Source organism: Chitinibacter sp. ZOR0017 (assembly GCF_000799095.1).
GTDB lineage: Bacteria > Pseudomonadota > Gammaproteobacteria > Burkholderiales > Chitinibacteraceae > Chitinibacter > Chitinibacter tainanensis.
This window is the reverse complement of record NZ_JTLG01000016.1, coordinates 26,747-45,506: the sequence shown is the minus strand read 5'-3', so window position 1 is coordinate 45,506 and position 18,760 is coordinate 26,747. Positions and strand designations below refer to the sequence as shown.

General features: G+C 58.4%; 15 protein-coding genes. 5 read left to right on the top strand and 10 right to left on the bottom strand.

What is annotated here, in order from left to right:
* Window positions 1-7 precede the first annotated feature (7 nt).
* The 7 genes from L991_RS04980 to L991_RS04950 form a co-directional block, all read right to left on the bottom strand.
* Entirely contained in the window at window positions 8-2,164 is a 2,157-nt protein-coding gene (locus tag L991_RS04980; protein ID WP_047392957.1) for a chemotaxis protein CheA, read from the bottom strand.
* Window positions 2,157-2,447 carry a lipid asymmetry maintenance protein MlaB gene (locus L991_RS04975; protein ID WP_047392954.1) on the bottom strand — a complete coding sequence of 97 codons (291 nt, stop codon included), beginning with the start codon at window positions 2,445-2,447 and terminating at the stop codon, window positions 2,157-2,159. Before L991_RS04975 ends, L991_RS04980 begins: the two co-directional genes overlap by 8 nt.
* Window positions 2,448-2,459: 12 nt before the next feature.
* The gene (locus L991_RS04970; protein ID WP_047392950.1) at window positions 2,460-2,828 is read right to left on the bottom strand and encodes a response regulator; all 369 of its coding nucleotides are present in this window, start codon (window positions 2,826-2,828) and stop codon (window positions 2,460-2,462) included.
* A 9-nt stretch (window positions 2,829-2,837) separates the two neighbouring features.
* Window positions 2,838-3,968: a methyl-accepting chemotaxis protein gene (locus tag L991_RS17650; protein WP_081986544.1), complete on the bottom strand. Its 1,131-nt coding sequence runs from the start codon at window positions 3,966-3,968 to the stop codon at window positions 2,838-2,840.
* A gap of 230 nt (window positions 3,969-4,198) precedes the next feature.
* Complete coding sequence (locus tag L991_RS04960) at window positions 4,199-4,411, bottom strand: hypothetical protein (protein ID WP_028449912.1); 213 nt, start codon at window positions 4,409-4,411, stop codon at window positions 4,199-4,201.
* Between the two features lie 145 nt (window positions 4,412-4,556).
* Window positions 4,557-4,988: a ribonuclease HI gene (rnhA, locus tag L991_RS04955; protein WP_028449913.1), complete on the bottom strand. Its 432-nt coding sequence runs from the start codon at window positions 4,986-4,988 to the stop codon at window positions 4,557-4,559.
* A 168-nt stretch (window positions 4,989-5,156) separates the two neighbouring features.
* The gene (locus tag L991_RS04950; RefSeq protein WP_028449914.1) at window positions 5,157-5,891 is read right to left on the bottom strand and encodes a class I SAM-dependent methyltransferase; all 735 of its coding nucleotides are present in this window, start codon (window positions 5,889-5,891) and stop codon (window positions 5,157-5,159) included.
* Between the two features lie 24 nt (window positions 5,892-5,915).
* Between L991_RS04950 and gloB the strand changes: the two genes are divergently transcribed.
* From gloB to L991_RS04930, 4 genes are all read left to right on the top strand, one after another.
* On the top strand, window positions 5,916-6,662 hold the full coding sequence (gloB, locus tag L991_RS04945; protein WP_047392947.1) for a hydroxyacylglutathione hydrolase: 747 nt from the start codon (window positions 5,916-5,918) through the stop codon (window positions 6,660-6,662).
* 121 nt (window positions 6,663-6,783) lie between these two features.
* Entirely contained in the window at window positions 6,784-8,322 is a 1,539-nt protein-coding gene (locus L991_RS04940; RefSeq protein ID WP_051258904.1) for a LysM peptidoglycan-binding domain-containing protein, read from the top strand.
* 110 nt (window positions 8,323-8,432) lie between these two features.
* On the top strand, window positions 8,433-11,255 hold the full coding sequence (locus L991_RS04935; protein ID WP_197053814.1) for a DUF2339 domain-containing protein: 2,823 nt from the start codon (window positions 8,433-8,435) through the stop codon (window positions 11,253-11,255).
* A 140-nt stretch (window positions 11,256-11,395) separates the two neighbouring features.
* The gene (locus L991_RS04930) at window positions 11,396-12,886 is read left to right on the top strand and encodes a S41 family peptidase (protein WP_047392944.1); all 1,491 of its coding nucleotides are present in this window, start codon (window positions 11,396-11,398) and stop codon (window positions 12,884-12,886) included.
* 54 nt (window positions 12,887-12,940) lie between these two features.
* On the opposite strand, the gene L991_RS04925 is transcribed toward L991_RS04930, so the two are convergent.
* Entirely contained in the window at window positions 12,941-13,690 is a 750-nt protein-coding gene (locus L991_RS04925; RefSeq protein ID WP_051258907.1) for an LOG family protein, read from the bottom strand.
* Window positions 13,691-13,822: 132 nt separating this feature from the next.
* Here L991_RS04925 and L991_RS04920 point away from each other — a divergent pair, with 132 nt between their 5' ends.
* Window positions 13,823-15,265: an NAD-dependent succinate-semialdehyde dehydrogenase gene (locus L991_RS04920; protein WP_047392941.1), complete on the top strand. Its 1,443-nt coding sequence runs from the start codon at window positions 13,823-13,825 to the stop codon at window positions 15,263-15,265.
* Between the two features lie 3 nt (window positions 15,266-15,268).
* On the opposite strand, the gene L991_RS16370 is transcribed toward L991_RS04920, so the two are convergent.
* Both L991_RS16370 and L991_RS16365 read right to left on the bottom strand, forming a co-directional pair.
* Window positions 15,269-16,231, bottom strand: coding sequence for a DUF4434 domain-containing protein (locus tag L991_RS16370; protein ID WP_052190627.1), 963 nt, complete (start codon window positions 16,229-16,231; stop codon window positions 15,269-15,271).
* Window positions 16,231-18,756, bottom strand: a complete 2,526-nt coding sequence (locus L991_RS16365; RefSeq protein WP_197053813.1) for a hypothetical protein — start codon at window positions 18,754-18,756, stop codon at window positions 16,231-16,233. Before L991_RS16365 ends, L991_RS16370 begins: the two co-directional genes overlap by 1 nt.
* Window positions 18,757-18,760: the final 4 nt, after the last annotated feature.

Below are 18,760 nucleotides of genomic sequence, written 5' to 3'. Positions count from 1 at the left end.
CAAAAAATCAATGTAACTGCGCCCGGCCTTGTTCGGTTTGCCCGGCAAAATCTGCGACTTCTTTTTGCTTGGCAAACTCAATCAGCGCGGGCACATCCAGAATCAGCGCCACCTCACCCGAACCTAAAATGGTTGAGCCGCTAATCGCCCGCAGATGGCTAAACAGCTGCCCCAGCGGTTTGATCACGGTTTGAAATTCGCCCAGCAGGTTATCCACCAGCAGGCCAGCTTTGCTCTCGCCGTAATTGACCACCACCACGTTTTGCCGCTTGCCCGGAGGCTCGCCCAGCTCGAGAAACTCGGATAGATTGAGCACCGGCAGCACCTCGCCGCGTAGGTTCAGATGCGAGTGCGTACCGTCGGATTTCAGATCGTCCGGTACCTCGATGCACTCCACCACCACTTCCAGCGGAATCACGAAGGTCGATTTACCAATCTGCACCAAAAAGCCATCAATAATCGCCAGTGTGAGCGGCAGGCGAATGCGGAAATTGGTGCCCTCGCCCACGGCCGAATCGATATCAATCGTGCCGCGCAGGGCTTCCAGACCGCGCTTCACCACATCCATCCCCACCCCACGGCCGGAGATATTGCTGATCTGCTCGGCAGTGGAAAAACCGGGCTCGAAAATCAGTTTGTAGATTTCGTTATCGCTGAGCATGGCGTCGGCGCTAATCAGCCCGTTGGCCACCGCTTTGGCGACGATTTTGTCTTTACGCAGGCCACCGCCATCATCGGCTACTTCGATCACGATGCTGCCCGATTCGTGATAGGCATTGAGCCAAACATTGCCGGTGGCCGATTTGCCGGCCGCCAGCCGGGTTTCCACCGGCTCGATGCCGTGATCAATGGCATTGCGCACAATATGCATTAGCGGATCGCCGAGTTTTTCGACCATGGATTTATCCAGCTCGGTTTCCGCACCGCTGATATGCAGCTCGATCGATTTACCGAGCTCCTTCGAGACATCGCGCACCACGCGAGGAAAGCGGCTAAAAATCTCACCGATCTGCACCATGCGCATCGAGAGCGTGCCGGCACGTATCTGCTCAATCAGCGTGGCGATGGTGGCGGTGGATTCGATCTGGGCACTTTGGCCCGAGCGGCGGGCGATGAGGTTGGCGGCTGCGCCAGCGATGACCAGCTCGCCAATCAGATTGATCAGATTATCGAGTTTGCTGGCTTCCACCTTGATAAAGCGGGTTTCGGTGGTTTTGGTTTCTTTGTGTTCGGTTTTGCGGGCCACCGCGCCGCTGGCCTGTTTGGCGGCCTGAGCAAACTGCAGATTGCTCGCCAGAGGCGCCACCGCCTCAACAGCCGCCACCTCGGTCACGACTTCAGCCTCAGCCTCGATCACCACCCCGAGCTGCTGCCAGGCCGCAGCCACCGCCTGCTGCTCGGCCTCATCCTGCCCCTGGGTCACGGTGGCCAGATAGCGGCCTGCCGTCGCCAGCGGGAAAATATGAATCTGGCTGCTTTCCCGCACAAATTCGAACACATCATTGAGTTTGGCCAGCGGCATAGTGCTGTGATACACCAGCTCAAAGCGCAAATAACATTGCTCAGGATCGAACGCATCGCCGCTGGGGAGCTGGGTGGCAATGGTTTGCAAGCCGCCCAGCTGGCCGCTTTCGGCCAGATAGCGCACAAACGAGAGCGGATCCATGCCATCGGCCAGCACTTCACGGCCAAAGCGCAAGGAAATCAGCCAGCTTTGCTCGGCCGCCGCGGGCGCTTCGGTGGCGCTGGCGGCCAGCGGGCTGATTTCGCCGCTGGTTTGCTGCCGGAAATAAGCTTTGAGCTCATCAATCAGCGGTGGCGCAGCCATGCTGGCGAGTACATCCGGCTGATCCAGCTCTTGCAGCATGGCTTTCACGTGATCGTGGCAGCGTAGCAGCAAGGTATTGAGCTCATCATCAAAGCTAAGCTCCCCCGCGCGCAAGGCATCGAGGACGTTTTCGGCTTCATGGGTAAAGCGGACAATCGCATCGAGGCCAAAGAGGCCCGATGAGCCTTTAATGGTGTGCATGGCGCGAAACATGGCATTGAGCTGTTCGCTATCGGGCTGCTGGCCCTGCACATCCATCAATATGCTCTCCATTGCGGCGAGCAATTCGTGGGCTTCATCCAGAAACGCCGGCAAGGCGCTGTCGTATTCACTCATGGCCGGCTCCTTCGGTCTGCACAATGTGGCTTAAACCCAGCTCCGCCAGCACTTCGGCCAGCACCGCCGAGGGCTCGCCAATGGTGAGCGGCCGCCCTAGCCGTTTGGCCTCGGGTACCAGCCACAGCAAGATCTGCACCAGTGAGGAATCCACCTCGGTAACATCAGCGAGCTCCAGCTGCAGGGGCTCGTTGTGCTCATGCAGGGCTTGCCAGAGCTGGGTGTGGGTTTGCCGGGCCTGATAAATGGTTTGCTCACCGAGCAATTGAATAGTGTGTGTCATGCTGCACCCCACTTAGGGCAAGACCAGCTTGGAAATCGCATCCAGCAGAATCGGCGGCTGAAATGGTTTTACCACCCAAGCCTTGGCGCCAGCGGCCTTGCCGGCGGCTTTCTTGGCTTCGTCGGCTTCGGTGGTCAGCATAATCACAGGGGTGAATTTATAGGCTGGCATTTGCTTCACCTGCGTCACGAAGGCAATGCCATCCATATTCGGCATATTCACATCCGAAACGATCAGGTTTACTTTTTGGCCGGTGAGCTTGCTCAGTGCATCTTTGCCATCGCACGCTTCGAGCACGTCATACCCTGCGCCCTTGAGGGCAATGCCGACCACGGTGCGCAGACTGGCCGAGTCATCAACGATCATGATTAATTTAGACATTGCCGCTCCTCAGAAAAAATCGACTGAAGTTGTAGGGGTATTGCTCGCAGAGCCAGATCGGCCGTGGTGTAGCGCCTTTTGCTCCAGGGTGGTATAGGTGCGTTCCAGCTCGCTAAGCCACAGCTGGCGATCAGGCAACTGCCACTGCTCGTGGGTGAGATCGGCTTCATGCAAGGCTTGCTGCAGCTTGTGGATATCGCCCACCACATGGCTTTGAATCTGCCCTACCCGATCTTGAAACTGCAGATTAACCAGCACTTCATCGACTTCGTGGCTGATCTGCCGGTTTTGGTGTTCCAGCTCTTGCAGGTTGTCGTTCAAAGCCTGAGTAGCGGCATGAAATTCGCCGATCACGCCCTGAATCACCTGCTCGGCCGACTGGATAATGCTTTGCTCTTCGCTCGAAAGCTCGCTGGTCAGGGTCAGGGTTTGGGCCATGGCCTGATTGATCAGATCGATTTTCTCGGTGATGTGTTTACCGGTGTCGCCCGATAGATTGGAGAGCTTGCGCACTTCATCGGCCACCACGGCAAAGCCCCGCCCCATTTCCCCGGCGCGGGCGGCTTCAATGGCGGCATTGAGCGCTAGCAAATTGGTTTGATTGGCAATCGCGCTAACCGAAGTCCCCATTTGCTTGAGCTCGGCGGTAAAACTAGCCAGCCCGCGAATTTCATCCAGCATGGTTTGCCGGCTTTCCACTGCGCGGTGCAGTGCTTCCAAAATCTGGCTAAGTTGCGTTTCCGAGCGGCTAATCATGCCGGGCAGATCGCTTTGGCTGCCGCCACTGGTGAGTGCCAGCGCGGCATTGAGCTGCTGATTAATCCCGACAAAGCGGTTGGCCAGATTGCCGATGGCTTGTTCAGTCTGCTCGCGGGCCACATCCAGATTGCGCGCCCAGATCGGCAACACCCCCAGCAAGAGTTCGCGCGCCTGCTGGGCAAACTGGCCTAACCGTGTTGCAGCGTGTCCGCGCGGAGGCTGCGCGTCTGAATTTGGTGTGGGGCTGGGGGCGCGGTGCCAAGCGAGTGCAGCAGTTGCCGCTATGCACAATAATCCGGCCCACCAACTGGCATTACCCAGCCATAACAGCAGCACTTGGACAATGAGGATAATGGCTGTGAGAGCGATCCTAGGTGGCATCTCGCTCCTCCCTGCGGGTTGGTTGTTTTCAACCACCGTTCTAGCAGAGCGGTTTTGCGCTTGCCGAGATGCAAATGGGAGCGATTCTTACGAAAAACGGAAGCAGAAAAGGGATAAAGTCGCTGTCAGCAAGGCTTTGCGCCATGCTGACAGTGCCGCGCAAGCCCTGCCTGGGCTCGGTTTAGGGGCTAATTTACTGCTCAGTAGCCGACAAACGGCAGGGCAATTACTTACAGAGTGTCGTCTTGGCGCGAATCGGCAAGGGCGTAGTAAAACTGCCCGTGCTGGATGGTGGCTTCCAGAAAGCGGCGCCCGTAGCCGACTTCACGCCCGGCTTGCCGGTCTAGCTCGCCCAGCGCCAACACCCAGTCGGCGCCATCGGGATATTCGGCGACCAGCAGGGTGAGTTCCAGCCAGTCTTCCAGCGAATTGGTGTATGCCATTTGCCGTGCCTCCGCTTAGCCGCCGGTGTTGCCGTGCAGCAATCAACCGCTGATTCAATTCGAGTATACGGGCAGGTGCGGGCCGAAAAATGAAGAATTGGTGACGGTGAAATGGTGGGGGTGGGGGTGGGGGCGGGGGCTGCGGCTAGCTTTGGATTTGCGCCACACCCTGATTGGCCAAGGCATCGGCCCGCTCATTGCCCGGATTGCCCGCATGCCCTTTCACCCAGCGCCACTGCACCGCATGCCGCGCCACTTGTTCATCCAGCGCGCGCCACAGGTCTTCATTTTTAACCGGCTTTTTGTCGGCGGTTTTCCAGCCGTTGCGTTTCCAGCCGTGTATCCAGCTTTCAATGCCGTTTTTAACGTATTGCGAGTCGGTATGGATGGTGACTTCGCAGTGGCGAGTGAGCGCGGCCAGCGCCGAAATCACCGCCAGCAGCTCCATCCGGTTGTTGGTGGTATGGGCTTCGCCGCCACAGAGCTCTTTTTCATGCGCGCCATAGCGCAGATAAGCGCCCCAGCCACCGGGGCCCGGGTTACCTTTGCAGGCGCCATCGGTATAAATTTCGACCATCACTGCGTCTCTTTGGCGTTGGCCTGTCGATTGGAAAGCGGCGTATTTTACGCGCCGCTGGCAGTTTTGGGCGATTGGCTAGCGCCTGTCCCAAGCTCAGCCTATACACCCCTAATGTATAGCTCTGAAAATATTAAAATCCAAGGGCCACATCAATATACCCTGTCTTTATTTGCAGCGATCTTTCTCGGCTTGCAGCCGCATTTTCTCCACCACCGCGGCGGCATTGCGTGCGGGCACGTGCACAGTGCGCCACTCGGGCTCGATGATGGTCATGCCGCTCACGCGTTTCACTACATCCAGGCAATACACGCCGCCACCAGCCGGCCATAAACGATCGCCGGCGCGCTCCAGAAAACGGCTTTTTTCCAGCCAGCCCTTGCGTTGCAGCGGCGGGCGATAGCAAAGAAATTCACCACGCAGCAGTTGTAAATCCAGCAAGCGCAACCAGTCTTTGAGCCGCTGCGGGGCCAGAAACTGCCCTTGCCAGGCCACTTCATTGGCCTTGAGCCGGCGCAAGCCCCACAAGCTCCAGGGATTAAAACCGGTGATCAACAGCCGCCCTTCCGGCATCAGCACGCGCTCGGCCTCGCGCAACACACTGTGCGGGTCGGCAGCAAAATCCAGCGTATGCGGCAGCACCAGCAAATCCAGTGATTGCGAGGCCAGCGGCAGGGCATCAGCCTGGCAGGCCAGCTGTGTGCCCGCGGCCGCGCCGGCGATCAGCCGCCATGGCATGCGATTGGCGCGCAGGCAGTCCATTTGCGGTAATTCCAGTTGCACCGCCTTGTAGCCAAAGATATCCACCGTGGTACGATCAAACCAGGCGGCCTCGCTATCGCGCACATATTGCCCGAGCGGGGTGGCCAGCCAGGCGGCAAACTGCTCGACTGGTGTATTCATGCTGGAACCTGACTGGGCATACTCATGTTGACACTCACCGCGCTTCCCATCTTTAGCGACAATTATATTTGGCTACTGCACAACGAACAGGCGGTCATCGCCGTTGATCCGGGTGAGGCCGCGCCGCTGCAAGCCTGGCTAGCGGCCCGCGGGGCTCAGCTCGCCGGCATTTTGATTACCCACCATCATCACGATCATACCGGCGGCTTGGCCGCACTGGCCAGCCCCGCGCTGCCGATCTACGGCCCGGCCGGTGTGGCTGAGGTCAATAGACCGCTGGTAGGGGGAGAGAGTTTCACCTTGCTGGAAACACCCATCGAAGTCATTGCCACCCCGGGGCATACGCTGGATCACCTGAGCTACCTTGTAGCCGACAGGCTGTTTTGCGGCGACACCTTGTTTTCAGCCGGCTGTGGGCGCTTGTTTGAAGGCACACCGGCGCAAATGCTGGCCAGCCTGCAGCGTTTAGCCGCCCTGCCCGCGCGCACACAGGTGTGCTGCACGCATGAATACACCGCCAGCAATCTGCGCTTTGCCCGCCATCTCGAGCCCGAAAATGCCACCCTGGCCCAGCGCGAAGCCGAAGTGCTGGCCCTGCGTGCGGCGGGCAAGGCGAGCCTACCCAGCAACATGGGCCTTGAGCTTGCCACCAACCCGTTTTTGCGCTGTGGCGAAGCGACAATTCAGGCTGCAGCCCAGCGCTTTAGCCCCGGGATCAGCGGCGAGCTAGCCACCTTTACGGCCCTGCGCGAATGGAAAAATCAGTTTTAGTGGTGAAACACGCTAAACAACTGATCATGCAACTGAATTTGCCGCCAATCTTGATTGACACGGCCAGAAAGCGCCGTTTACCATCGCAGGATTAGCAATATCTGAAACAGGATCCGGGCCCATGATGCGTCGCCTGTGCGCTGCCTGCCTGGCAGCCGCCTTTTCCCTGCCCGTGCTGGCCTTTGAATCTGGCAAACTCGATTACGAATTTCGCAGCGCAGCTCAACTACCTGCGGACACCCAAGCCACCGTTATCCAGCTGTTTAACGATGCCAATCCATTAGTGCAACGCGATATCTGGGAGCGCATCCGCACCGGTTTTGCGATTCCCGACATTGATAGCCCACTGGTCACCAAATGGGAAAACTATTACGCCAGCCGGCCTGATTATCTAAACCGGATTATCGAGCGCAGTAGCCGCTATCTGTATCACGTGGTGAATGAAGTCGAGCGCCGCAATATGCCGATGGAAATGGCGCTCTTGCCGATGATCGAATCGGCCTACAACCCGAAAGCCGAATCACCGGCCAAAGCCGCCGGCATGTGGCAATTTATCCCTGCCACCGGCAAGCGTTACGGCCTGGAGCGCACCTGGTGGTATGACGGCCGCCGCGATGTGGTTGCCGCCACCGATGCCGCTCTGTCTTATTTGCAAGACATTCACGGCATGTTCGATGACTGGCAATTGGCGCTGGCTTCCTACAACTGGGGCGAAAATGCGGTAAAACGCGCAGTTGAACGCAATAGCGCCGCCGGCCTCTCTACCGCGTATATCGATTTGCGCATGCCGGACGAAACGCGCAATTACGTACCGAAACTGCTCGCGATTCGTAACATCATCGCCGATCCGGCAGCTTATGGCGTCGAACTGCGCAAGATCCCGAATCAGCCGTATTTTGTGACGCTGCAACCGGGCAAACACATGGATGTGTCGGTAGCGGCCAAGTTGGCGGGTATTAGCGTCGAAGAATTGCTGCGCCTCAATCCTGGCTTTATCCGCCCGGTGATCGCGCACAAAGACGAGCGCAAACTGGTGTTGCCGCTGGAGAAAAAAGAGCAGTTCGAGCGCAACTTGGCGCAGTACGAGCAGCCACTGCTGAATTGGCAGCCCTATGTGACCAAACCGGGCGAAAACCTGAGCCAGCTGGCCAGCACCTTTGGCATTGATGTCGACGAGCTGCGCGACATTAACGACATTGGCAACCGCGATACCGTGGCCCGCGGGCAAACGATTCTAGTGCCTAAAGTAGCGGGGCTGGATGTGTCCGAACGCCAGACTTTGGCCGCGCTGCATAAAAACCGTGAAGCCGATGCGATTGATACCGGCGAGAAAGATCAGCCCAAGCCGGTGCTAGCCGCCGCTAGCAAAGCGGAAAAAGGCGCGCGGGAACACAAGGTGGCTAAAGGCGATACGCTGTTTAATATCGCCCGCCGCTATAACCTGAGCGTGGCGGAGCTCAAGGCGCTGAACGGTTTGAAATCCACACAAGTGGCGCTGGGCGACACCCTGCGCGTGGGTATTGCCCCACCCAAAGCCTATGTGGTGAAACGCGGCGATACGCTGGCCTCGATTGCCCGCAAGCTCAATGTCGATCTGGCCGAGCTGAAAAAACAAAACCGCAAACCGCTCTCGCCCGGCATGACCGTGGTGATGAATTAAGCGTTTTTACCGCTGACCTACGCCGCTCTCTGAGCGGCGTTTTCATAGGTATTGCCCGCCAAGCAAGATCATAAAAGGCCTACAGCGCAATACCCTACATGGAGAGCAATATGTTGCGCTGGATATTTGCCTTGCTCGGGCTGGGCGCCGCTTGGCTATATGATTTGGATCGCCTGTTCTGGTTGCTGCCGATTGCCGGCTTTCTGGTCGGGCGCTGGTTTGAGCAGCGTAGCGCCGCTCCCGCGGAGGACACCGCGCCAGATTTGCAGCAAGCAGACTTGCAGCAATTGGTGCAGCGGGTGGCGCGATTAGAAGCCGAAGTGGCTCAGCTACGCGCGCGGCAGGCCCGCGCGACCACCTCGGTCCACCCCACCGCCACTGCGGATGCCCAAGCTGCTAGCCAGCCAATGAGCGCCACGCCACCCGCCGCGAATCCAGCCAGCCCCGCGCCAGTATTGCCGCATGGCATCAGCGCCAGCACCGCACAAGTCAGCCCCGGCGCAGAACGCGAACTGACGAGCACTGCGGCAGCACCCAATACCGCCGCAGCCAGCGCAACCAGTGCAGAGGTCTTGCTGGCGGCCACCCAGCGCCCACGGCGACCTAGCGTGCCGCAACCCGCTGAGGAAAATCCATTCTGGCGTCAGCTGCAAGGCTGGCTGCTGGGGGGCAATACCGTGGTGCGGCTGGGTATGTTGATTTTGTTTGTGGGCGTGGGCTTTTTGCTGAAATTTGCCGCAGATAATGCCCTGCTGCCGATTGAAGCACGGCTGGCTGGCTTGGTGCTGGGCGCCGGCGTGTTGTTTAGTTTTGGCTGGCGGCTGCGCGAGTCGCGGCGGGCCTATGCACTGATTTTGCAGGGCGGCGCGCTGGGTTTGCTGTATTTCACCCTCTATGGCGCGCTGCGGCTGTATCAGCTGCTCTCGCCCGAAGTGGCGTTTGCGCTACTGAGCTTGCTGGGCGTGGCGGCGGCCTATCTATCGGTGCGCCAAGATGCCAGCCCGCTGGCGGTAATGGGGATCTGCGGCGGCTTTCTGGCGCCGATCCTCACCAGCACGGGCGGCGGGCAGATTCAGCTGCTGCTGGGCTATTACGCGCTACTGAATGCTGGGATTTTTGCGATTGCCTGGTTTAAAGCCTGGCGCGGGCTGAATTTGCTGGGTTTTGGCTTTACCTTTGGCGTGCTGTCACTGTGGCTGCTCAACGATTACCAGCCAACGCAATGGGCCAGCGTGCAGCCTTTTGTGGTGTTGTTTTGGTTGTTTTACACCGCGATTGCCGTGCTACATGCCCTGCGCCAACCGGATAAGCCACCTAGCAAGGTCGATGCCACACTGGTGTTTGGCACGCCAATGATCACGCTCGCCCTGCAGGCACGGCTGATGGACGGCGTGCAATACGGGCTGTGCTACAGCGCCATCATCGCGGCGCTGCTGTATTTCGGGCTGGCCTATGGCTTGCAGCGCCAGCAGGGCAGCCCAACACTGCGCCTGCTGGCACAAGCCGAGCTGGCACTGGGGGTATTACTCGCCACGCTGGCGATCCCGCTGGCTTTCGGCCCGCTCACCACAGCGACGGCTTGGGCCGTGGAAGGCGCGGGCGTGGTGTGGCTTAGCCTGCGACAAGGGCGGCAACGGCCGCTGCTCTTTGGCCTAGCCTTGCAATTTATCGCGGCACTGGCGCTTCTGGATGATCTGCGCCCAGCCGTGTATAGCAGCCAGTATTACCTCGCCCAGCTGCTACTGGCACTCAGCAGCCTATTTTGCGCCTGGCAATTGCAACAGCGCAGCCAGCACTGGGCGGCGCAGGTTTCCCTGCTCTGGGGCGCGTGGCGGGCGATGCTGGGTTGGGTCATGTTGGGCTGGGGCCTGCTGTGGTGGGCGATTGCCCAGCTGGAAATGACCCGCGCCGAGCTGGTGGGCGACGCGATCATGAATGGCCGGATGCTGCTTTTGCTGCTGACGGCGGGGCTGCTGCAATTGGGCTGGTTGCGCGGCCAATGGGGAGAGCTAGCCGCCCCGCTGCGCGCCCTGCCCGCGCTGGTGGCCCTGCTGGCTCTCGCCCAGCTCGATGTTACCCCGCATCTATTTCATTTCTGGGCCTGGGCCTTGTTGCTGCCAGGTAGCCTGTTACTGCTGTACTGGCAGGATGAAGCCGCCAGCACCCAGCCGCAGCAGCATTTAATCAGCGCACTGACTTTCTGGGGTATCTTCACCCATGAATTGGTTTATCTGCTTCAGCAACAGATACCCACCGAGGTATATCGAATCAGCCTCTTTGCCATCGCCTTGAGCGCCTTGCTGGCAGGTCAGCGAGCATTGCGCTGGCCAGTGCAACAACATACTGACATTTATTTGCGCGCCGCCAGCTGGCCCGCCGTCACCCTGCTGATCGGCTGGGGCGGCTATAGCGCCCTCGCGGCCGGCGACAGCGGCTGGGCGTATCTACCGATCATCAACCCGCTGGATCTGGCGCAAATTCTGACCGGCTTGGCTCTCTGCCATTGGTGGCAGGCGCAATCCACCGCGCAGCCGGCTAGCACACCGTCAACCCAAGTGCTGGCGCTGGGTGTCTTGGGGGCAGGTAGTTTTGTTTGGCTCAACGCCATGCTGCTGCGTACGCTGCATCACTATCACGGCGTTGCGTATCAATACACGGCGCTGAAGCAATCGATGCTGGTGCAGATGAGCTTATCGCTCTTTTGGACCGTGCTCGCCTTGCTGCTAATGCTGTTGGCCACCCGGCGACAGCTACGGGTGATGTGGCTGTGCGGCGCTGGTTTGCTGGCGGTGGTTATTGGTAAATTATTTTTGCTGGATTTATCGCACATCAGTGGGCTGGAACGGATCGCCTCGTTTATCGGAGTCGGCGTGTTGCTACTACTGATCGGCTATGTCGCACCATTACCGCCCGAGGACAAAGCGCACGACTAGTGCGGCCAAGTGCATGCCCCAAGCATACAAACCTTGCGCTTTCACCAATCATACACTAAGCTTTTTCCCCAATAATTACAGCACATCAGGGGCAAGGTATGCAGGTGGGTCGGCAGGTATTAAATTGGAGTCTTTGTGTCATGAGCGCGGCCTTGCTGGCCGCTTGTGGCGGCGGTGGTCTTGATGACTCGCGCCTGCTCAAACCCGACCCGCTCAATCCGGGCGGAGGTAGTGGTGGCGGCAGCACCCCAGCCCCCGGCTCTGCGCAAGTCTGCGCGCCCAACAACCCCTACCGCACCGATGTGGCCAATCACACCGTGGGTACGCTCAGCAATGAGAAAAACTGGGTAGCGCAATACATGCTGGATGCTTACCTCTGGTACAAAGACATCCCGGCGGTCAATGCCAGTGACGCGGCCTATAGCAATGAAAATGCCGTCTATAGCTCGCTGGATGCTTATTTCGAAGCCTTGAAAACCCCGCTCAAAACCGCCAGCGGCGCCAAAAAAGATAAATTCAGCTTTACGTACCCAACCAAAAAATGGGAAGCACTCTTTGCCGATGGCGCGAGTTTTAGTTATGGCGCGGAATGGAAATTCAGCAGCGTAAATAGCACCACCCAGAAAGTCCAAATCGCCTATGTTGAGCCGGGCTCGCCCGCTGCAGCGGCGGGGCTTATGCGCGGAGACACGCTGGTTTCGGTCGACGGGGTATCGGCAACCGACAAAGCAGTGAACACCCAGCTAGAAGCATTGCTGTATCCAACTGTGGCGAGCAAACATACCTTCACCTACACCCGCAATGGCAATCCGGCCCAAAATGCGGATGTCACACCGGGCAAAGTCACCAGCTCGCCAGTGCTGCATAAATCCACCTTCACCGATGGCAGCGATAAAGTCGGCTATCTGGTGTTCAACGATCATATTGCCACCGCTGAGCAGCAGCTGATCGACACCATCACCAATTTCAAAGCCCAGAATGTCAACACCCTGATTCTGGATGTGCGCTACAACGGCGGCGGCTATCTGTATATCGCCAGTGAATTGGCCTATATGATTGCCGGCGCTACCACCACCAGCAACAAAGTGTTTGAAAAGCTGCAATACAACGACAAACGCCCCACCGATACCGCCAATGGCGTGACACCGTTTTACAGCGAATCGTGCATTTTGGTGAATGGCAATTGCACCAAAACGGCCGCCTTGCCAACGCTGAATCTGAATAAGGTATATGTGATTACCAGCGGCTCTACTTGCTCGGCCAGTGAAGCCATTATCAATGGCCTGAAAGGGATTGATGTCACCGTGGAAGTTATCGGCGGCACCACTTGCGGCAAGCCGTATGGCTTCGTTGGTAAATCCAATTGCGGGATTTCGTATTTCCCGATGGAATTCCAGGGGGTAAACCATAAGGGCTTCGGTGATTATGCCGATGGTTTCCCGCCAACCTGCAGCGCCAGCGACGATCTCACCAAACAACTGGGCGATGTCACCGAGGGCATGCTTAAAGCGGCGCTGTATCGCAAAAATAACCCAGGTAGTTGCCTACCTAGCAGTGCAGCACTGGGGCTCGGCAATAGCGAGCTGCGCCGCAGCATCATTCGTGAAAACAAATACTGGATTCAACGCTAACCGCGTCTACCAGCAAAAAGCCCCGCGCTGCGGGGCTTTTTATTTGCTGATGGCTTAGCGTGGCGGCGATGAGCGGCTAGGGTTAAGTTTGAGCTGATGATCCACTTCCTGCCAGCGGGCGTGGTGCTCGCGGATCAGGTGGATGGCGTCTTCGATGGTGTCCACCACGATCGGAATCTGCATATCCACGGCGCTGGCTAGGCCCGCCTCGTTGTCCACCATATAGTGCTGCGCCCAATCCACCAGCTCATGCCACATTTCACCCACCAGAATCAGCGGGGTGTCGTAGAGTTTGCGCACTTGCAAGAGCTGCCACACCATCGAGAGCTCAAGCAAGGTGCCAATCCCGCCCGGCGTCACAATGAACGCATTCGAGCGCAGAATGAAATGGTGTAGCCGGGAAAAGAACGTCTTGTGCTCAAACACCCGGCCGACAAAATCATTCACATTCTGCTCGAAATCCAGATCAATCCGGATCCCGACCGAGGCTTCGGGTTTGTTCGGTGCGCCTTGGCTGGCGCCTTCATTTGCAGCCTGCATCAGGCCCGGGCCACCGCCGGTGACAATCCGGCAGCCCATGGCCGCGAGCTGGGCAGCCAGTTGCTTCACTGCTTCGTAGGCCGGCGTGTTTTCCTGAATGCGCGCCGAGCCAAAAATAGTCACGTGATAATCCGGGGTATGCGCCGGGCGCAGACGGGATAAATCATCCACCGCATCCCACAGTTTCAGTACGGCTGAGCCAACGATGTCCAGGGCTTCCTCATCGTCGATCACGCCGATGGGTTTATTGTTTGGATTAATCATGCTGTTCCCTTCTGTGTTGTTATTGGTCTTGGTTGTCACTCTGTCAGCTTAGGTATAAACCACGACCTTTGTATAGGCCGGCGCCGGCTCTGCGCTAAAATAGCCGCTTCACGAGCCAAAGCCGGGCCTTTTATGCGACTGAGCGACCCCACACTAGTTCAAACCCGTTGCCTGATTAACGGCCAATGGCAGTCTGCCTGTGCAGTATTACCGGTCTACAACCCCGCCAGTGGCGAATTACTGGCCACAGTACCGAAGCTGGGTTCAGCCGAAGCTCAGCTGGCGATTGCTGCGGCCACCGCGGCCCAGGCTGACTGGCAGGCGCGCAGCGGCAAAGAGCGCGCCCAGTATCTGCGCCGCTGGTTTGAGCTGATGATGGCTGCGCAAGACGATCTGGCCCGCATCATGACAGCCGAACAAGGCAAACCGCTGGCCGAAGCGCGCGGCGAGATTGCCTACGCGGCCAGCTTTATCGAATGGTTTGCCGAAGAGGCCAAGCGCATTTATGGCGATGTGATGCCACATCCGCAAGCCGGCGGGCATATTCTGACCCTAAAACAAGCCATCGGCGTGTGTGCGGCAATCACCCCGTGGAATTTCCCGGCCGCCATGCTCACGCGCAAAGTCGGGCCAGCGCTGGCGGCGGGTTGCACCATCGTCGTCAAACCGGCATCGCAAACCCCGCTCACCGCGCTGGCGCTGGCAGAACTCGCCCAGCGGGCCGGCATTCCAGCCGGGGTGCTCAATGTCATTACCGGCCCCGGCGCCGAGCTTGGCGAAACGTTAGCCAACAGCCCACAGGTACGCAAACTCTCGTTCACCGGCTCCACCGCCACCGGCCGCCAGCTGATGGCCACTAGCGCCAGCAATATCAAAAAACTCTCGCTCGAGCTGGGCGGCAATGCGCCGTTTATTGTTTTTGCCGACGCCGATCTGGATGCCGCGGTGGCCGGCGCCATGGCCAGCAAATTTCGCAACGCCGGCCAAACCTGCGTTTGCGCCAACCGCTTTTTAATTGCAAGGGAGATCTACGAGGCATTTACCGCTCGCTTCGCCCAAGCCATTAGCGCATTAAAGGTAGGGTATGGTGATGCAGATAGCACCCACATTGGGCCGCTGATAGATACCCCATCCGTCGAAAAAGTCGAAAGCCATATTGCGGATGCCTTGGCGCAAGGCGCACAGCTCGTCTGCGGCGGCCAGCGACACCCGCTAGGAGGAAGTTTTTTTGCGCCGACCCTGCTGCGCGATGTACCGCCCACAGCGCTGATTAATCACGAAGAAACCTTTGGCCCGGTGGCGGCGCTAGTGCGCTTTAGTGATGAAGCAGAAGCGCTGGCCTTGGCCAATGCCAGCGAATACGGGCTGGCCGCCTATGTGTATACCCGTGATCTGGCCCGCACTTTGCGCGTGGCGACAGCGCTGCAAACCGGCATGGTCGGCATCAATACGGGGCTGATTAGCAATGAGGTGGGCCCTTTTGGTGGCATCAAGCAGTCAGGGCTTGGGCGCGAAGGCTCAAAGTATGGGATTGAAGAATACCTTGAGCTGAAATATCTGTGCCTTGGTCACTAGGCACTAACGAATGCGCTGATTTTGGCTACGACATTGCTGACCGGGGTCGAGCAATTGCTCACCGGCCAGTTGATTGAGTGAAAACACCGCCTGTGCCGCTCGACCGGTGGCGGCACACCAGAGCTGTTGCCGCCGCGCTTCGGTGGGGCGGGATACGGGGCAAAAACTACTCTGCCCGTCTTGCACCCGCTCGGTAAATACCTCCAGCACCCCCTGCCAGCGCTCAGCGGGCAATGTGGCTGCCACCGCCTGTAAATAGGCCGCGGTATCTGGCCGTGGATCACGGCGCACGCCTTGCCCATCCTGCACCAGCCAGATCACCCCGCTCTGCTGTTGCAAGCGTTGTAGCATTTCGGCATACACTCGCGGCGGGCTATGCCCACCAAAAAACGTCGACACATACACGGGCTTGCCCGGCGTGAGTTTGCGTAAAGCCACGACTTGCTCGCGCAAATGCTCGGCCAGCATTTGCTGCCGGGGCAAGGATTGCCAGTTTAAATCGTCGATTTCTTCCGATAGATACCAGCCTTTGACCTGTTCGCCCATGTGGGGCTTAATTTTGGCCGCCTCCGCCAGATTGGCCTGCGCCAGCACATGCAGATAGTCTTTCAACTCAGCATCGCTAAGTTTTAGCCGCTCGAAAAACTGCGGATCCGCATACAGACCAAAAATGAACTGATACTTGCGGTTGCCACATAAACGCCGCTGCAGCCAGTCATAACCGCCACTATCCCACAAGGAATAAGCGCCATAACGGCTCCACTGCAGAATAATGGTTTTTACCTGGCGCGCTTGCAGCTTGGCTTTAATCGGCTCCAGCATCTCTTCACTCAAGCCCTGGTGTCGCAAGAGGGGCTGGTAAAACACCATGGGCGCGGGCTGGCTGCTGCACTCCAGCGCGGACTGGGCTGGGTGGGCTAGCAAACTCAACAGTAGCGCTGCGTAGCCAGCAATTCGCTTGTCCATTAGTGCACCAATTGCCAGTTCAGCAAGACGCTATGGCGATCTTTGGTATTACCGCCAATCGCCTGCCGCGCTTCAAGGCTCCAGCGTTGCGTCCAATCCGGTGCGCGCCAAGTATCTCCACCATGCCAGATCGTTAGCGCCAGCCCCACGCCCACATCCCAACGGCTCACCGCCGAATTGGTGTCATTGGCGTTGTTCATGGCAAAAATGCTATTTACGTAAGGCTCGAGTGTCATTTTGCCCTCAAACTGGCTGAGCTTGTAATGCCGACCAGCCTCGGCTTTGGCGGTGAGGTAATAGGCCTCGCTCCTCACCAACCAGGCAAAGTCACCGTACAGATTAAAATGATTCCACGCTGAGGCGACTGGATTCCAATCGGCGCCCAGCGAGTGCGAGCCTGATAAGCGCAGCATCAAGTCATCTTGCACTATCCCTTCCTCAGCATGCACCCACTCCGCTGAGCCTAGCACATTGTAGTCTTTGGATAAGCGCTGACTCACGCCCACCCCGGTCATCCATGCCTTGCGTAGTGGCTGCAGTGAATGCTCTTCCAGGCTCGTCATGACCCGCCCAAAGACATAGGTCGGATGCGCGCTATCCCACAACGGATCGAGCCGGTAAGCCACATTGGCAGCGAGCTGGCTATTGTATTGCGCGTATTGCACCGGGCTCGTCATCATGGCGGTATCGGGCTGATTATCTAGCCGCCATTGCCCGCCCAAAATAAATGACCAGCGGTCTTCATGCGTCTGCACAGCGCGCTGCCAGCCAAACTGCCGCTCGGCCGCGGTATCGGCATCGTAGTCCAAGTGCTCTTGAATCTGCGCAGCGGCGTCGATTGATTGACGCCAATACTGGGCCGCCAATTCACGTTGGCCCGCGTCGGAAGCGACTTGCGCCAAATCAGGCAGCAGCTCTTTGCGACTAGGCTCTAGTTGATAGGCCGAGCTCAATGCCACCAGTGCAGGCGCCACTTGTTGCGCTTGTTTTAGCCAATAGCCATATTCGGCTTGAAATTGCGCATTGTCGGGCGCGAGTTGCGCCGCTTTGGCCAGCGCGGCGCCTTGTTCGGCCGTCTGCTCTAAATGCCGATGCGCTTGTGCCAATTCGTACCAGCTATCTGCCTGCTCATTGGCTGCCAACGCACGCTGATAGGCCACCACCGCAGCGGCCCAATTTTGCTGCTGCATTAATCGGCGCGCATGACTTAGCGGTACTTCACCCAGCGGTAATGCCGCCTCGTAGCGGGCCAGTAGCGCCGCGCTGTAGGGTAATTCCGGGTGCGCCAGTGCCAATTCTGCAATATGTTTGGCTAGGGCTGGGCTAGGCGCTAGCTGATTGACTTGATCGTAACGTTCCAGCGCTACCGCCAGCTCACCTGCGGCCAGCCGCGCATCTGCCTCGCCGCGTAGCCATGCAACGGGCACCGCTTGGTTTAATTGCCGTGCGATCTGCTGAGCCGCAACAAAGTATTGCGCAGCAAGGGCCGGGGCTTTTTCTTGCATCGCGCAGTAGGCGGCGGTTAGCTGGCTATGACTGCTGCTGCATTTTGCATCGCTGGAGACGGCGACTAATTTAATTAGCTCGGCACAATGTTTCCCTGACAGTCGATTGGCCAATTGCTGCTCGATTTTGGGGGTATATAAACCCGCCGTTTGCAGTGCTTGCACCGACAGCTCTAGCTCCTGATAACGAGCTTGGCGGATGAAGCTGGCAAATAGCGCCGATAGCTCGGCTTGGCGTTCCGCAGCGGACAGTTCGCGATACGGAAACTCTGGCGCTTTCGCTGGTGCAACGACTTCTGCTGCGCGGGGCTGATTAACCGCAGCTTTGGTTTTTTTGCTCGCTGCAGATGGCGTTTTTTTCGCTTGAGGCGATGCGATGGGCGGCGCTACGAGCGCCGCAATCTCGGCTGTAGTGGTGCTTGGGGTTTCTTCGGTAGTAGCGGGCTCGGCCGCCAATTGTTGTTGCCAGTATTGTAAATCGCTGGCTGCGATCGGCACCTGCTTGGCTTGCAATAAACGGATGGCCTGTTGTGCTTCGGTTTTGCGTTGCTCATGCAGTAGCGCCGTCACCCAGGCGCGTGCGCCGCGCTGTTGCTGGGTCGCCGTCAGCCCGCTGCGGACGAGCGCGGCGCTGGCATACACGGGCACGATCGTCCAGTTTTGCTCTAGATAGGCGGCATAGGCTTGTAAATAAGGGCCCAGCGCATCGGCGGGGCGAATATGGCTCCACTGCGCGCCTTGCTGATCCAGACAAGCGGCATCGCCCAAACGACCACAAATTTGTGACAACAAAATCCGCGCCTCACGCGCTTTGGGGTCGATGCGCACTACTTCTTCCACCAGCGGGCGCGCGCCAGCCAGATCATTTTTGCGATACAGCTCGTAGGCCTTGTTCAGCCGCGGATAGGTACGAAAATTGCGCCACTCATCGCCCAGCCAGCTGGCCTGAACCGGAGTGGCCAAGCCGGCCAGCAGCAAGCTGCTGAGCAAGACCGGCACGACAAAAATAGGTTTTTTCATTGGC

What these genes read in the sequence shown, in the direction of transcription:
- L991_RS04970 (WP_047392950.1), bottom strand. Translation starts at nt 2,828, where the DNA reads ATGTCTAAATTAATCATGATCGTTGATGACTCGGCCAGTCTGCGCACC.
- L991_RS04980 (WP_047392957.1), bottom strand. Translation starts at nt 2,164, where the DNA reads ATGAGTGAATACGACAGCGCCTTGCCGGCGTTTCTGGATGAAGCCCAC.
- rnhA (WP_028449913.1), bottom strand. Translation starts at nt 4,988, where the DNA reads ATGGTCGAAATTTATACCGATGGCGCCTGCAAAGGTAACCCGGGCCCC.
- L991_RS04975 (WP_047392954.1), bottom strand. Translation starts at nt 2,447, where the DNA reads ATGACACACACTATTCAATTGCTCGGTGAGCAAACCATTTATCAGGCC.
- gloB (WP_047392947.1), top strand. Translation starts at nt 5,916, where the DNA reads ATGTTGACACTCACCGCGCTTCCCATCTTTAGCGACAATTATATTTGG.
- L991_RS16365 (WP_197053813.1), bottom strand. Translation starts at nt 18,756, where the DNA reads ATGAAAAAACCTATTTTTGTCGTGCCGGTCTTGCTCAGCAGCTTGCTG.
- L991_RS04930 (WP_047392944.1), top strand. Translation starts at nt 11,396, where the DNA reads ATGAGCGCGGCCTTGCTGGCCGCTTGTGGCGGCGGTGGTCTTGATGAC.
- L991_RS04920 (WP_047392941.1), top strand. Translation starts at nt 13,823, where the DNA reads ATGCGACTGAGCGACCCCACACTAGTTCAAACCCGTTGCCTGATTAAC.
- L991_RS16370 (WP_052190627.1), bottom strand. Translation starts at nt 16,231, where the DNA reads ATGGACAAGCGAATTGCTGGCTACGCAGCGCTACTGTTGAGTTTGCTA.
- L991_RS04940 (WP_051258904.1), top strand. Translation starts at nt 6,784, where the DNA reads ATGATGCGTCGCCTGTGCGCTGCCTGCCTGGCAGCCGCCTTTTCCCTG.
- L991_RS17650 (WP_081986544.1), bottom strand. Translation starts at nt 3,968, where the DNA reads ATGCCACCTAGGATCGCTCTCACAGCCATTATCCTCATTGTCCAAGTG.
- L991_RS04925 (WP_051258907.1), bottom strand. Translation starts at nt 13,690, where the DNA reads ATGATTAATCCAAACAATAAACCCATCGGCGTGATCGACGATGAGGAA.
- L991_RS04960 (WP_028449912.1), bottom strand. Translation starts at nt 4,411, where the DNA reads ATGGCATACACCAATTCGCTGGAAGACTGGCTGGAACTCACCCTGCTG.
- L991_RS04935 (WP_197053814.1), top strand. Translation starts at nt 8,433, where the DNA reads ATGTTGCGCTGGATATTTGCCTTGCTCGGGCTGGGCGCCGCTTGGCTA.
- L991_RS04950 (WP_028449914.1), bottom strand. Translation starts at nt 5,891, where the DNA reads ATGAATACACCAGTCGAGCAGTTTGCCGCCTGGCTGGCCACCCCGCTC.